General features: G+C 45.3%; 12 protein-coding genes and 1 pseudogene. 2 read left to right on the forward strand and 11 right to left on the reverse strand.

The window, feature by feature from the left end:
- Positions 1-114: 114 nt before the first annotated feature.
- Together VMX18_02835 and VMX18_02840 are read right to left on the reverse strand one after the other, a co-directional pair.
- Complete coding sequence (locus VMX18_02835) at positions 115-387, reverse strand: hypothetical protein (GenBank protein HUT22320.1); 273 nt, start codon at positions 385-387, stop codon at positions 115-117.
- A 273-nt stretch (positions 388-660) separates the two neighbouring features.
- Positions 661-1,746, reverse strand: a complete 1,086-nt coding sequence (locus tag VMX18_02840) for a hypothetical protein (protein HUT22321.1) — start codon at positions 1,744-1,746, stop codon at positions 661-663.
- Positions 1,747-1,982: 236 nt separating this feature from the next.
- On the opposite strand from VMX18_02840, the gene VMX18_02845 reads away from it, so the two are divergent.
- The gene (locus VMX18_02845; GenBank protein HUT22322.1) at positions 1,983-2,345 is read left to right on the forward strand and encodes a hypothetical protein; all 363 of its coding nucleotides are present in this window, start codon (positions 1,983-1,985) and stop codon (positions 2,343-2,345) included.
- A 105-nt stretch (positions 2,346-2,450) separates the two neighbouring features.
- On the opposite strand, the gene rfbB is transcribed toward VMX18_02845, so the two are convergent.
- From rfbB to VMX18_02865, 4 genes are all read right to left on the reverse strand, one after another.
- Positions 2,451-3,470: a dTDP-glucose 4,6-dehydratase gene (gene rfbB / locus VMX18_02850; protein HUT22323.1), complete on the reverse strand. Its 1,020-nt coding sequence runs from the start codon at positions 3,468-3,470 to the stop codon at positions 2,451-2,453.
- A gap of 142 nt (positions 3,471-3,612) precedes the next feature.
- Positions 3,613-4,044 (reverse strand): HIT family protein, encoded by a 432-nt coding sequence (locus VMX18_02855; protein HUT22324.1) that lies wholly within the window; start codon positions 4,042-4,044, stop codon positions 3,613-3,615.
- Between the two features lie 28 nt (positions 4,045-4,072).
- Positions 4,073-4,483, reverse strand: a complete 411-nt coding sequence (locus VMX18_02860; protein ID HUT22325.1) for a GtrA family protein — start codon at positions 4,481-4,483, stop codon at positions 4,073-4,075.
- Between the two features lie 17 nt (positions 4,484-4,500).
- Positions 4,501-6,492, reverse strand: coding sequence for a S8 family serine peptidase (locus VMX18_02865; protein ID HUT22326.1), 1,992 nt, complete (start codon positions 6,490-6,492; stop codon positions 4,501-4,503).
- A 187-nt stretch (positions 6,493-6,679) separates the two neighbouring features.
- Here VMX18_02865 and VMX18_02870 point away from each other — a divergent pair, with 187 nt between their 5' ends.
- Positions 6,680-7,561, forward strand: coding sequence for a hypothetical protein (locus VMX18_02870; GenBank protein ID HUT22327.1), 882 nt, complete (start codon positions 6,680-6,682; stop codon positions 7,559-7,561).
- Positions 7,562-7,618: 57 nt separating this feature from the next.
- Here the strand turns inward: VMX18_02870 and VMX18_02875 are convergent, their stop codons facing one another.
- From VMX18_02875 to VMX18_02895, 5 genes and pseudogenes are all read right to left on the reverse strand, one after another.
- Positions 7,619-7,948 (reverse strand): hypothetical protein, encoded by a 330-nt coding sequence (locus VMX18_02875; GenBank protein ID HUT22328.1) that lies wholly within the window; start codon positions 7,946-7,948, stop codon positions 7,619-7,621.
- Positions 7,949-8,008: 60 nt separating this feature from the next.
- Positions 8,009-9,733, reverse strand: a pseudogene (gene thrS, locus VMX18_02880) (threonine--tRNA ligase).
- Between the two features lie 343 nt (positions 9,734-10,076).
- Positions 10,077-11,201 carry a hypothetical protein gene (locus VMX18_02885; GenBank protein HUT22329.1) on the reverse strand — a complete coding sequence of 375 codons (1,125 nt, stop codon included), beginning with the start codon at positions 11,199-11,201 and terminating at the stop codon, positions 10,077-10,079.
- A 180-nt stretch (positions 11,202-11,381) separates the two neighbouring features.
- Complete coding sequence (locus VMX18_02890) at positions 11,382-11,672, reverse strand: DUF5698 domain-containing protein (protein ID HUT22330.1); 291 nt, start codon at positions 11,670-11,672, stop codon at positions 11,382-11,384.
- Between the two features lie 414 nt (positions 11,673-12,086).
- Positions 12,087-15,584 (reverse strand): DNA polymerase III subunit alpha, encoded by a 3,498-nt coding sequence (locus VMX18_02895; GenBank protein ID HUT22331.1) that lies wholly within the window; start codon positions 15,582-15,584, stop codon positions 12,087-12,089.
- Positions 15,585-15,640 lie beyond the last annotated feature (56 nt).

Genomic DNA, 15,640 nt, shown 5'->3' on the forward strand with positions numbered 1-15,640 from the left:
ATATAAATCGGCCTATTGGGTGATTGTAATTTGTAACGATAGTCCACCCCTTTAAAACAGAAAAGACAGCAGTTATGCACTGCTGCCAGAAGGGTGGGGCGGGTGGCGGAATAGCTACCGGTGGGCGAGCTCGTCGAGCAGCTGCTCGACGCTCTTCTTTTCTCCGGTCGGCTTGGTCGGGGTCGGGGCCTCGGCGACCCGCTTCGGCGCGACGGGGCGCAGCCGATAGCAGATCTGCTCCGTGCCGTTGCCGGTCTCGCGCGTCTCACAGACGAGCCCGCCAACCGGCTGGGACGCCATGGCCGGGGCCGTGGCGACGAGCGCGAACAGCGACGAGAACAGAACGAACAACGAAGCGACAAAGAACACTTTGCTCCAGGTCAACATGGCAGTTCTCCTGCGCGCGACAATGTCGCGCTAAAGTGTCTTTTGGGAGGCACCACGCCTCTTTTAAACCCTCATTAAAGGCTTAAAACAGGCGTTGTGGACTTGATTGAAACGAACAGGCAGGATCATTCATTTCACTTTAACATTACATTATAGCATATATTTTACAAAAAGTCAATACTATACTAAAATATTTAGCTAATTTTAGCTAAATACTCAATTTTCCCAATAAAAAAATCCCGATTTTACTCGGGATTTATTCTTGATTTAGCTTTATGCGGCCTTTCTAAATGACCTGGCAATCCTTTTCAGAGACTGACGATAATTCGTTTTTTCTTGGGGTTCATTCTCATCAAGCATGACCGACAGCTTGGCTTTTTCCAAAACTTCGGGAGAAACCGGATTGGTATCGCTCACCTCTTCTTCAAATTCTCCATCCACTTTTTCACCGACGATTTCCAAAACTCTTTCCAGTTCAGCGCCTTGCAATGTCGAGGTCAAGGCACTAATGATTTTGCCGGCTTGGGTCTCCGTCAACCTATCAATATCTTCGTCTTTTAAAGCCGAAATATTTTCAATATTCAACGGCAAATCGGCCGTCAATTTTTCACGAGCGATTTCTCTCTGCCTTTTTTCATCTTCTTGATATTTAAGCATTTCCTCAAATGTTGCGATAGGCAATCTACCGGCTTCATGCTCTTTTTTGATACGCTCATCGATTTTTTCTTTAAAATCTTTAAGCAATTGAACGGCATTCACGCCGGATTCAATTTCCTGCAGAACCGCTTTCTCCGCTTCCATTTGCCGTGGGAGAGTTTCCTCAACCATGGTAGGCACCTCTTCTGCAATCTCGGTATTGGCTTTTTCCGAAATAGTGTCAGCGCTTTCCATAACTTCCATATCTTTAGCTTTTTTTTGAGATTCTATCTCTTTTAATATGCGCAGCTGCTCTTCACCCAGCTCTGCGGCAACACCTTCCACGATAGTATATAAGTCTCCTTCCGCTTGATTGTATATTTTTTCTATCTCATCTTTGGCTTTTCTTTGCTCAACGGATTCCAATTCCCTTTTTTCTCGGGCTTCACTTTGCCTATCCAAATCCTTGAGCTCTCCCTCGGACATAGCTGCCACATGCGCTTCTTTTGTTTCATCTTCCGGAAATGGAGTGGGTGTTTGTCTCTCCTCTTTATCTTCTTTAGGAGAAGCTATTTCTCCATAACCTACATTGGTTCCGTCCCCATCTTTAGATATGGACTTTGTTTCAGGTAAACCCTTTTCGTCCATTTCAACTCTTTTTGGTTTTTGGATCGCTTTGTCCTCTGCTCCTCCAAATACCATTGTTCTAAATTTTTCAAACATATTTTCGCGTTATTTATAATAAATTAATTATAACACATATTCATAAAAAATCAATATTGACAAAAGAACCATAATTTCTTAAAGTTAATCTCCATTGAGGAACCGGAGGTGCGCCGATGAGCAACATTCGCTACATATTCGAAAAAGGCGAAGAAAGCTCAAGGCCCTCCAGTAGACCTTCGAGCTCGTCGCCTGAGGTCATTGACCCCAGATTCGCAAGAAAGACTCTTGAAGGAATGGTCATAAAGCGAATATCCTGGACAAAGCGGTCATGGTTGCTCGGCGACGAAATATCGCGTCCGGATGACTGGACGCTGACAATTCTGTTCGAGCCGACCAAAAGAACTCTCTGGCGGAAGGCCGTGGAAATGATCACGGCAATCCGGATCGGACGTATAATTTGGAAAGGCCTGACAGTCGAATTTCTGGGCCTCGTCAAGGGTGAGCACCACGTGTATTTCGACTGCGGAGAGCCACCAACCGGCCTGCCCGATGAACCCATCGGCGGCGATGGCAACGTACCCGTAAAACTCTACTTCGAAAATCCTAGCCTGTCGGATCCGGTCACGGTTACCCTGGGAGGACGAAAACAACCATGACGACCCGCCTCGCGCGCATCTTTCAAAGACAGCAATCAACAACGCTGTCTTCTTTATTTTAAAAAACTTTTCTAACTTAGAACTTCTCTAACTACTTTAACTATTCTAACTATTAACCCTCTTACCGTACCACTCTTTATAATAATCCTGATACTCCCCGCTTTTGACGCGGCTCCACCATTCTTTATTTTCCATGTACCAATCAATGGTCTCTCTCAAACCTTCTTCGAAATTATATTTGGGCCGCCAATTCAATTCGGCCATGATTTTGTACGGCTTGATGGCGTAGCGCCGATCATGGCCGGGCCTGTCTTTTACGTATTCTATCATCTCCTCGCCGAAGCCCATATAGCTCAATATTTTTTTGGTTAAATCAATGTTTGAAACTTCATTGTTCCCGCCCACGCAATATGTCTCCCCCATTCGGCCGTAATGCAAAACCGAGTCAATGGCCGCCGCGTGGTCTTTTACATGCAGCCAGTCCCTGACGTTTTGCCCGTCGCCGTAAAGCGGAACTTTTTTTTCTTCAATCAAATTGGTGACAAAAAGCGGAATGACTTTTTCCGGAAACTGATAAGGTCCATAATTATTGGAACAGTTCGAAATTGTAATCGGCAATTTGTGCGTTTCATAATACGCTCTGACCAAATGATCTGAAGCCGCCTTTGATGATGAATACGGACTGCTCGGATTATAAGGAGTGTCTTCGGAAAAAGCTGCTCTGCTTTCGAGCGGCAAGGAGCCGAAAACTTCATCGGTTGAGACGTGATGAAATCGCAGGTTGCCGTTGTTTTTGCACACTTCAAGCAAAGTGTACGTTCCCAAAACATTGGTGCGGACAAATTCTTCGGCTCCCAAAATGGATTTGTCCACGTGAGATTCCGCGGCAAAGTGCACGACCGCGTCCACGTCTTTGACGCAAAGATCCAGCAATTCATAATTCAAAACATCGCCGCGCACGAATTTGTAATTGGGATTGTTCTCCACGGACTTCAAATTTTCCAAATTGCCGGCATAAGTCAGCTTGTCGTAATTGATAATTTCGTAATGCGGGTATTTGGACAGCATGTACAAAATAAAATTCGAACCGATGAATCCCGCGCCTCCTGTGACAAGTAATTTCATATTGGGAAGCTTAATAGAAGCTATATTTAATCACTTGTCTTTTATCATTTTTTTTAGACGTTGTAAATATTGATTAAATCCTAAAAAATGGCGTAAACAAAAAAAGCCCCTTGGTTTTGGGGCTGTTTAATCATTGTCATTTCTAACTGACGCCGTTAATCGCGCCTTCGGTTTTTAAAACCGCCTTTATTTTATCCGCCGCGTCATCCATTTCTCCTTCGCCGTATTGTTTGCCCGGCCAGTGTTTCAAGCCGTCGTCTTCTTTTCTGGGCACCACATGAAAATGCAGATGATTGACCATCTGGCCGGCCACGGCTCCATTATTCACTTCAATATTGAATGCGGGATAATCAAGCGCTTTCATGACGGCTTTGGCCACTATTTTGGAAGCGATGATCAAATGAGACAAATCCTCGTTGCCGGCGGATAAAATATCTTCCACGTGCTTTTTCGGCGCGATTAAAGCATGTCCCTGATTAACAGGATTGATGTCCAAAAACGCCACCGTAAAATTATCCTCGTAAATTTTTCTGCTCGGAATTTCATTATTGATGATTTTGCAAAACACGCACATAAATTTAAATGTTAATTATCTCAATTTCTCATTTTTTAAACGTCCATTGCCTGTTGATGGAAAAATTCCACATGATCACCAGGCCGGTGGCAAAGACCTTGGCCCAATTGTACCACAGCCCGGCGCCTTCGATCAAAACGAACATGACTCCCAAATTGATAAAAAGTCCGACCATGCTGACCGAAAAATATTTAAAACACTGATTGATGAATTTGGCGCGGCAGCCGTTTTTGGAAAACGTCCAATACTTATTCAGCAAAAAATTGTGGGTCATGGCCGCGAAAAAAGAAACGGTCGCGGCCAAATATACGGCCAAACCCAAAATTTCCACACCCAAATTTAAAATGCCAAAATCAATGGCCGTGCCGATAGAGCCGACCAGCGCGAATTTGGAAAACTGCCGCGCGGCCGGGTATTTTAAAAAAAAGGAATTCAGCATAAATCAAACGGACAAAATCATAGAGGCCAAGCGCTGACATTCAAACCGCCTGACATGCTTTTGTCATAGATAAATTTTTCACCCAGGACTTTACCCAAGATATCAAAAACTCTCAGGTGAGGCCCGCCACCGGGTCCGGGCACCACGGCAATATCCAAATTGCCCGTTTTATCAAAATCAAATACCGCTGTTTTGGCGCCGCCCGTAAAACTGTCGCCATAAGCGGAAAAAGTTACCGTCGGTCCGTTATTGCCGTCGAAAACTTTTATTTCCACTATGCCATTTTTGGGACTGGTGATTATCTCATTCAAACCGTCCGCGTTCAAATCGGCGACCGTGACATAAACGCCGCTAAAATTTATATCGTAAGCGATAAATGATCGAATTATTTTGCCGTCCGAATCAAACACTTTCACTTCATTTGATCCCAAAGAACCGATCACCAGCTCGTCAATGCCGTCGCCGTTCACATCGCCGGCTGACACGCTGCAACCGGATTGATCATCAAACGGAAAAAAGGATTTTATTTTTTGCGCGGTTTCGTCAATGAACAAAAGCTCGGTATTTCTGCCCGCGCCGCTGCAGGCCAAAAGAATGTTTTTTCCGTCAATGACCGCTTTACCCAAATTAACTCCACCCAAAAAATTCTGCTCAAACATGTACTTGCCTGCCAAAAGCCGTTGATTCAAAGAAAGGATGCGAAGCAAAGCCGGACTGCCCGCCTCGGGCGCGGCCGCGTATTCGAGATTGCCATCGCCATTGATATCGAGCATTATGGCTTGCGCTCCGGCCGCGAACTCGGTGTCGAACAAAGTGACTTTGGTGTCGATTTCCAAATTGTCATTGATAATATTCAAAACCGCGTCTTTTCCTCCTTGCGGACTGATCAAAAGCCGCGGCCCGTTTCTTTGAGAATTTTTCCCGTATTGAAGCAGGACTTGCCTCAAAGCGTTATGCGCGTCAATGACGCCGGCGCCCATGTCATCCGTTTCCATCCCCGGCAATATCTTTAGTTCCTGCGCTCCTTTTTCCAACACTTTGACCACATCTTCCACTGTCAAACTTCTGTTGATCGATCTCATCAAAGCGACTGTGCCGCTGACCACGGCCGTGGAAAAAGATGTTCCGGAAGAATCGTCGCCCCAATATTCATCTTCGGTTCTCGCCAATTGATGAATTTTCGTGCTGAACATTTCTTCGCCGGGCGCGCTGACGTCAAGACAAGAATGTCCGTAATTGCTGAAAATGGAAGCCACATTGCTGATATCGGAAGAACCAACGCCGATCACCAACATCTCTCCCTCGCTGTCATAGCATATCGGATATACCGGATCTTCATCCAAATCATATCCCTCGCCGTACCAGCCATTACCCGCGGCGGCCACCACGATGACGTTCTTGGCTTTGGCTCTCTCGATCGCTCTGGCGGCGGCCAATGAATCATCGTATCCGGACAAACTCAAATTAATGATATCCGCGCCGTTATCCACGGCGTAATCGATGGCGTCCGCCACAATACTGGTATCTCCGAAACCGAATTCATCGAGCACTTTTATCGGCATGATTTTCACGTTGCTGGCAATGCCGGTAATGCCGCGGCCGTTCTCAACGCCGGCAATGATGCCCGCGATGAACGTTCCGTGATGAAGCATTAATTCATCATACCCATAATTCGTATCCGGCCGCACGTCCGGCTGATCATACATAAAATCCCAACCGTTCACGTCGTCAATGAAGCCGTTGTGATCATTGTCAATATTATCCCCTCCGATTTCGTCCGTATTAACCCAAATATTTCTGGCCAAATCCGGATGAGAAGTATCAACGCCCGTATCCAACACGGCCACCACCACCTCGCGACTGCCTTTGGTGATATCCCAGGCCGAGAAAGCATTTATCTTTTCCAAATACCACTGCTTGGCGACCAAAGGATCATAAACCGCCAAATATGCCGTAATCGGAGCGGCCGCCAGCAGACAAATAGTAAAAAATAACAGAAATTTTTTCATAATTTTTGTTTTTGCGACTAATTAAATTGCTGTTTTAATTATACAATAATCAACCGAATTGCCAAAACGCAAAGTGAACAACTTCTTTAATTTAAGCTCAAAAAGCTGAAAAAATAACAAAGCTTGACAAACCTATCAAATAATGTACAATATGACGAAACTCTGAAAATCGGAAAGGAGTCTGAACATGGGATCGGTGATTAGTCTGGCTGAGTTTCGCGCCAGGAAGGAACCTCAACAACCCGAACGCGAGTTCGGAATCGACGGCCCGATCACGCAAGAAATGCCCGTGATCAGCGAGGCGGATCACTCGCATCGTCAAGCAACGGCCGCGGCCTTTGCGCAAGAACTGCCGGCAGTGCGCCTGACGCCCACGCTGGAAGGCGACGGTCAGGTGGTGATCCAGCCGAAACCGGGACATTCCCGAATGACGGAAACAGTGACGGCCGCGACCTCAACGCCGACGTTCGAGCTCATCGACCGCCAAAGCGGCGAGGCGGAAAGAATCGCAGCGCGACGACAACAAACTCGCGCCGAGCTGGTGGAAGTCACCTCCAAGGTTCGGCCGATCAAACCGAGAGATGACGGGGAAGTTGCGACAACACCGCCGTTTCAAAGCTACAACCCCCACATGTGGGAGTTGCTGGAACACTGGGCCATGGAACCGGTGTTTCCGGTGGTGGACGTGACACGGATCGTGGAATCCGTGGCTCCGTATTACCTCAAGATTACGATGAGCGCCGAGCGGATGCTTCTTCTTGGCAAAACGCTCGAGGACGAGAAGGCTACGGAGCGCCTGCTGGCGAAAGAACGCGCTTTCTGGCAGGCTCTTTCGCCGAAGCAAGAACAGCCGTGGAAAGACCTCTACATCAAGGGCTTTCACCCCCTGTGCGCTTCGGAAGCGGACTACTCCAAAAACGTCGTCTTCGGCGTTTTGGTCCTGCTGTCCGTGTTTCGGCAAAACTACCCTCCGCCGCTCAAGCGACGGATCGCGGCCGGACTGAAGCGCTGGTGGCAACGCCGCGTCATTCGCTGGCGTGGCTACTGGCAAAAGCGACGACATATTTAAAAGCATCAAGCGACACCAACGCTCGATGCTTTTTCAATTTAAAATCTAATTTGGAAATTACATGTCAGGGCCTTTATCTCTAAAACCAAAGCCGCTTTTGAAGGTGCTCCATAAACCTTGTTTGAATGACTCGACTTTTTCCCGATCTTCAGGAGGCAAATCTTCCAAATGAGTCTGGGAAGAATAGCCAAAACCTTTAACAAACGTTTCCCATAACGCTTCTTGCGACTTTTCGAGCGCTACCTTGATTTCAGGATCGGAAGCCGCTTCCCCGGCCAAACGCGCTTGCATGGCCTCAAATTTTTTTAATTCTTCTTGTCCTTTTTGAAGCTCCTTATTGAGATCAATTTTCTCCTCCGGCATGGGAGTCGCTGTTTCAAATGACATAAATTTTTTATTTATGAATTAAGTACAAATATCTTATCAAACATAAAATCTAAAAACAAATCACTTTTTCACAGCAACCTCTTTTTTGACTCGCTCGATAAAATCTTCCATGGCCATTTCAAACGTCTTTTTCTCCCCTCTTTGCCTGATATTCAATTTGCCGCTTTCAAGCTCTTTATCTCCAAAAACCAACATATACTGAACTTTTTCCATTTCAGCCTTTCTGATTTTATTGCCCACGGTCTCGTCGGTCGTATCCACGGCCGCGCGAATGCCTTCAGCGGAAAACTGCGAGGCCAACTCTTTTACTTTATCAAAATGCTTTTCGCTCACGGCAATCACTTTGACTTGAACCGGAGCCAGCCAGAGCGGGAACGCGCCCGCGTAATGCTCGATTAAAATTCCGATGAAACGCTCGAGCGAGCCGTAAGCCGTGCGATGAATCATAACTGGTTGTCTTTTTTGCCCATCATCTTCGATGTAGGAAATATCAAACAATTCCGGCATGGAAAAATCCAGCTGAATGGTGCCGCACTGCCAATTTCTCCCCAGCGAATCGGTCAAATGATAATCGATTTTGGGACCGTAAAAAGCGCCGTCGCCTTCGTTTAACGTGTAATCCATTTTCGTTTCCTCCAGCACTTCTTTGATCAATCGCTGGCTGTTTTCCCACATTTCGTCAGTGCCCGTAGATTTTTCCGGCCGGGTGGAGAACTCCACGCGATATTTGAAGCCAAAAGTCTTGTAAACTTCATCGATCAAACTCATCACACCTTTGATTTCATCTTTCACTTGATTTGGCCGGCAATAAATATGCGCGTCATCTTGATGAAACGCTCTGACGCGAAAAAGTCCGTTTAAAACTCCGGACAATTCATGGCGATGAACCAGCCCGACTTCGGCATAGCGAAGCGGCAATTCGCGATATGAATGCATGTTCGAATTAAAAACTAAAATTCCGCCCGGACAATTCATGGGCTTGATGGCGTATTTTTCCCCGTCGATTTCCGTAAAATACATGTTTTCTTTGTAATGATCCCAATGGCCGGACTGATGCCAGAGTTTTTCTTTCAAAATTATCGGCGTTTTTATTTCCTCATAACCCCATTTTCGGTGAAGCTCATACCAGTAATCGAGCAAATTATGCCATAAAATCATGCCCTTTGGATGCCAAAAAGCGAAACCCGGACCTTCTTCGTGAAAGCTGATCAAATCAAGCTCTCTGCCCAATTTTTTATGATCGCGCTTTTCCGCTTCTTCTCTCATCTTCAAATATTCATCAAGCTGTTTTTGCTTCTCAAAAGCCAGCCCGTAAATTCTTTGCAGCATTTTGTTTTTCTCCGAGCCGCGCCAATAAGCGCCCGCCACTTTGTCCAGCTTGAACGCGCCGGATTTACCAGTTGATTTGAGATGCGGGCCGGAACACATATCAACATATTTTACATTGCCGTCTCGATCGACGTTTTGGTAAAAACTCAATTTGGTCTCGCCATTTTCTTTCAATTCCTTGGCCAGTTCCAATTTGTAAATATCTCCGGCTTGCTCGAATTCTTTAATCGCCTCGTCAATGTCTTTTTCCGATCGCTCGAATTTCTGATCTTCCTTAATGATTTCGTTCATCTTCTCTTCGATTTTCGGCAAATCTTCCGGCGTGAATGAATGTTTCGCGTCTAAATCATAATAAAAACCGTTGTCAATCGACGGACCGATGGCCAATTTCGTTCCCGGATATAACGCCAGCACGGCCTGGGCCATGATATGAGACATAGAGTGACGCATGGCTTCCGATTTTGAATCGTTCATATTGGATTAAAGTTGAAAGTTGCCGGATTAAAGTATTTAACTTTAATTTTTCAACCTACAACTTATTATTTTATTTAAACAAAAAACCCAAGTCAAAAATGCTTGGGACCCCGAGCGAGTGAACTCGCAGAGAGCGAGTCGAGGGGCGGTTCCACCCAATTTTCGTCCATTGCGGACGACTCTTCATTTCGCCGCCGACCGCTTAGTCAAAGTCTTTCGAATCTTCGATTCCCCGAAAGGAAGGCCTATTGGTAATCGGCCCAATCGCTTTTGGCGAGCATTGATATTGTATATAATCACGAAAAAAGATGCAAGTCTCCGCGGCTTATTCAACAATTTCAATTATAACATGATCCTCGAAACTCGGAATATGCCTCACCCAAAAAGGAGACAAGGCAACCTCCGCGGAAGCGATCTCCGGCAGAGCGTTCAAATACAATTCCGCTCCTTTTTCCGTTAAACCCATCAAAGTCTCTTTATCCAAAATCTGACTTTTTTCATCCAATTTATATCTGCCCTCTGCGTGAATCATGACGGTCACCGTTTCATTTTCAAGATCAAAAGATTCAATCGTATAGTCAAAATTATCCAAATCAACTCCGCTTAATGAGAAACCCTCGGCCGCTTGACCCAAAAGCTGTTCTCCGGCGATCGGATAAAGCCCTTGGCGATCGAACATCACCACCGTTACTTTAACTTTTGTTTTGACCGTGAATTTATCGGTTATATCATCGACCTTGGCGCCGACTTCCTCTTCCAAAATTTCCTTGTCAACCACTAAAATCGCGCCGTCTTTGCCATCAACGAAATCGGCTGAAACCTGATCCTCTATTTCTTTAAGCAATTCTTCCTTGGCTCGATCAATGTCTTTTTGCTGAACGAAACCCACTTCCTGAGCCGAATTAAGAAAAGTCGTGGAACTTTCCCCATAAATTTGATCCTGCAATCCTTCCCAAAGGCCGGGAATGGTGAATTTGGTCGGCTTTATTTCTTTAAATGAATTCGGATCGTCCGCATACACCTTGGCATTGACGCTGCCGCCGGCCGGCACGGTCACGCTGTTTTTTAATCTGAGCAAAATGCCGTCGGATGTTTTCAATCGAGTGGTGGCCACGAGCGGCTGGTCTTTGGAATATTCATTGATTAATTTAATACTGCCGATAATGTCGTTTTCCACTTTTCTCTTGCCGGTGGGGCTGAATTCTTTTTCTTTTTCAATAATCACGTCATTTAATTTTCCTTCTATCGACAAGGCTGACTGGCTGTCCGCTCCGGCCATGATATTGACCGGAAAATCGACTTTCATGGTTTGTTTTTCAGGCGTGATTTTAATCACCGCTTTATTGAAAACAATTAAAACGACAAATAATATTAAAATGGCGCAAGCGATCAAAAAAACGAAAATCAATTTGCGATAGATGTGAGATAAACGCACTTTATACAAAACCATAAAATATCCATTTAAATTTTGGCCTGTTTTAATTATAACACAAATTTTAATAATGCGCTGTGGATAGGCGCGTCCGCGCTGTTTTTAAAATATAAAAGCCGCCCTTTCAAATCATTTCGAAAAAAGCGGCTTTTACGTAGACGAATAATCGTCCGAGTTCACGGAAATTTGAGACATATATCAGTTCTCAATAGCGGCGGCTTTTTTTTCTTCAAGCCTCGACCGCCTTTTATTGTCCATCATCTTAAAAACAAACGTGCTGATCATGGTGCCGATGGCGCAACCGATGGCATAAGCCAAGACAATCTGCCAATTTTTGATGTCCGACATTACCTGTTGCAAAACATAGTACCAGATGAACACATTGATGACGGTAACTATTCCGCTGACTAACACTTTGGCTTCGGTGACTGTTTTCGTCCAGGCTGAAATAATCAGCATTTCCACCAAGCCAATAAAAAATAGTGTCATAAGCGTAGCCAACTTAATTGTAAAATGAGCAAAAGCGACCTTTGATTCTTTTTAAAGTTTTTCAGAGCCTTGCTCGAAACTCTGAAATTGCTTGGAAAAGAAGCAAAAAACGCCGTTAAGCGTTTTGCCACAATATTGTACAAAAATTTCCAAAAATTGTCAAGCTTAAAAAATACGTTTTTTTGCAAAAAAACGGCAGCGACTCTGAGAGCGCTGCCAAAAGAGGACGTTGAGGATGACGGCGGATATTAGAATCCGCCGTTCGCGAGGTCGAACCCATCCTTTTTCAAACGGTCTTTCATGAAAAAGCTACGATTCTTCATTGGATTTACGCCATGTTTTATTTAATTTTAGACAAAAAAATACGAGCATTAACCCGTAAAAACACACCTAAATCCGCCGATTTATCAAACTTTAAATCAATCCGATCAATGCCGAATATTTTTCATCGAATTCTTCGGATTTGGCGATTTTAAAATTCGTCCTGATCATCTTCTCCCCTATTTTCAAAACCACGATTTCCTCTCCCGGATATTCGAGAAAAAGCTTCTTAACCGCGGTCGCTTGCTCTTTGGTCGCTCCTTTGGGATAGGCCAAAACAACCTGAGGTATTTTATTGTTCGGGGAATTGTCCGTATCCTTTTTTTTGTAATACTTGCCTCTATCCGGCTCGGCGATCGGCTTGGTTTTCAGATTTTCCGCCAGCATCAATTTGTTTTGTTCATTGATTTCAAAGACTTGATTGACCAGCACTTTGGGATCTCCGTCTTTTATCGAAAAACTTCCCTCAACCACCAAAATCTTTTCTTCCTGCCACAGGCTCATGGTCTCTTGATAAATCTTGGGAAAAACCAACAGCTCAACGCCGGTGATGGCGTCTTCAATTTTCACGAAAAGCATGGGATCGCCCTTTTTCGTCAAAATCTTTTTTATGCCGGTGACCACGCCGGCCACTCTCACTTTTTGCCCTTCTTCTTTCAATTGCTTGGCCTCGATCAATTTGGTGATGACCGGCGCCAGTTCATTTTCAAACATTTTGAATGGATGCTCGCTGACGTACAGACCCAAAAATTCACGCTCCCATGACAATATTTGTTCCTTGCTGGTTTTGGTGATCTCATCTCTCAGCCTCAGAGTCGGGCCGGCCGAGGAGAACAAGCTGACTTGGTTTGATTGACTGTCTTTTTCCGTCTCTTTCAAAAAGAAAAGCATTTTATCGATATTGTCATTCAAATAATTGCGATCGCCGAACCGATCCAGCGCGCCGCTCTTGATCAAGCCTTCAATCGATTTTTTATTCAATACTCTGTTTTCCAAACGAAGCAAAAAATCTTCCAATCGTTGATATTGACCGTTGGCTTTTCTTTCCGCGATAATCGCTTTGGAAACATTGTCTCCCACATTGCGGATGGCCGACAAACCGAATCTTATTTTCGGAGACTCGGTGCTCAAGCTTTCTTTGACCACGGCGAACCTGCCGAAAGACTCATTGACGTCCGGCGGCAATATCTCAATGCCCAGCTGACTGCACTCATCGATTTCAATGGCCACTCTTTCCATGTTGTCGAGATCGGAGGTTAAAAGCGACGCCATGAATTCAGCCGGATAATTGGCTTTCAAATAAGCGGTGCGGTATGAAATCATCGCGTAGCAAGCGGCGTGACTTTTATTGAAGCAATATTGAGCGAACGCTTCCCACGTCTTCCAGACCTCCTCGGCCGCTCTTTTATCGATTTTATTTTTTTGACAGCCAACAATGAATTCGTCTTTCATTTTCGCCATCAAATCCGCCTTTTTTTTGCCGATGGCTTTTCGCAAAGTATCGGCTTGGCCACCGGTAAAGCCGGCCATGTCTTTGGACAAAGCCATGACTTGCTCTTGATACACCGTGACGCCGTACGTTTCAGCCAAAGCTCTCTCCATGCTCGGATGAAGATAAGTTATTTTCTCTCCGCCGCTTTTTCTTTTAATGAAAGTATCGATAAATTGCATGGGACCGGGCCGGTACAAAGCGACCATGGCGATGATATCTTCGAATCGCTCTGGCGAGAGCTGTCTCAAATATCGCTTCATGCCGCCGGATTCGAATTGAAACACGCCCGTGGTTTTGCCTTCTTGAAACAACCGGTAGGTTTTTTCATCGTCCAGCGGAATTTCATCTTGCGGCAAACTTATTTTATGCACGGCTTCGATTATTTCAATGGCCTGCTCGATGATCGTCAAATTTTTCAAACCCAAAAAATCCATTTTCAACAGCCCCAAGTCTTCGATCGGATGCAAAGAATATTGAGAAACAATGGCCTCATCCCCGCTGGTCGAATACTGGCACGGCACAAAATTATCCAGCGGCATGGGCGCGATCACCACGCCGCAAGCGTGAGTGGAGGCGTGTCTGGCCACGCCTTCCAGTTTTTTCGCGAAATCAAGCAGACGCTTGGCGTCCGAGTTCGAGGAGTACATATCACGCACTTCGGCCACGTTGTTTATGGCTTCATCAAGATCAATACTCATGGGAATCAATTTGGAAATCTGGTCGCAAAAAGAATAAGGCAAATCAAGCACTCTGCCCACGTCCCTGACCGCGGCTCTGGCTGCCATGGTGCCGAAAGTGATGATTTGAGCCACGTGATCCTTGCCGTATTTTTCTTCCGTGTATTTCAAAACTTCGTCGCGACGTTTATCCGCGAAATCAGTATCAATATCAGGCATGGAGATTCTGTCCGGATTTAAAAATCGCTCGAACAAAAGATCATAAGCGATCGGATCAATATCCGTAATCTTGGTCAAATAAGCGACAATGCTGCCGGCCGCCGAGCCTCTGCCCGGCCCCACGGCAATGCCGCTTTTTTTCGCCCAATTGATAAAATCCTGCACGATCAAAAAATAAGCGGAAAATCCCATTTTTTCAATGGTCTCCAATTCAAAATCCAGCCGCGTCGAAATTTCCTTTTGTTCTTTTGTCTCCGCATTTTTAAGTTCAAAACCGTATCTTGCTTGAAAATTCTCTTCGCAAAGTTCCCGCAAATAGCCGGCGGCCGTTTTATCGGCCGGCAGGTCAAACGACGGCAAGAGCGTGCGGTTCAATTCAATTTCCAAATTGCACATCTCGACCACTTTGTTCGTATTTTCAATCACTTCGGGATTGCCGCGAAAAAAATCGGCCATTTGCGCGGTGGTGAAAAAAGAAAAATCTTCGCCCAGCATGCTCATTCTATTGGTATCCGCGATTTTCTTTTTTGTCTGCAAACAAATCAGAATGTCATGGGCTTCCGCGTCTTCGGTGTTCAAATAATGAATGTCATTGGTGGCCACGATCGGCACCTCGTGTTTTTTCCCCAATTCGAATATCTTGGCGTTAACTTTTTTTTGGTCCGGAATATTGGGGTGATGCTGAACCTCGAGAAAATATCTGTCCCCGAAAAGCTCTTTGTATTTCAAAATAACTTCTTCCGCTTTTTTTTCGTCATTTCTCAAAATAGCTTCGGGCAATTCTCCTTGCAGGCAGGCTGATAAACACACAATGCCGTCCGCGTGTTTTTTCAAAAGCTCCCAGTCTATTCTGGGTTTGTAATAAAAACCTTCGAGATGCGCGATGGTGGTCAATTTGATCAAATTTCTGTAACCGATATCGTTTTGCGCCAGCAAAATAACGTGGTATCTTTTCGCGGCCAGTCCTTGAGATTTATCGGATAAAGACGTCGCGGCCAAATACGCTTCCACGCCAATGATCGGCTTAATGCCCTGGGCTTTGCATTTTTGATAAAACTCAATCACGCCGTACATGGAACCATGATCGGTCAGCGCCAAAGCTTCCATACCGTCCGCCTTGGCCTTGGCGACCAGGTCGTCGATTTTGGCCAAGCCGTCGAGCAGGCTGTAATGGCTGTGGACGTGGAGATGATTAAATTTCATACTTTTTGAATTTACGAGATTACAGATAAACATACAAGATTATACAGATTGGAGAT

It is taken from the genome of Candidatus Bipolaricaulota bacterium (assembly GCA_035528115.1).
Taxonomy (GTDB): domain Bacteria; phylum Patescibacteriota; class Patescibacteriia; order UBA11705; family DATKZF01; genus DATKZF01.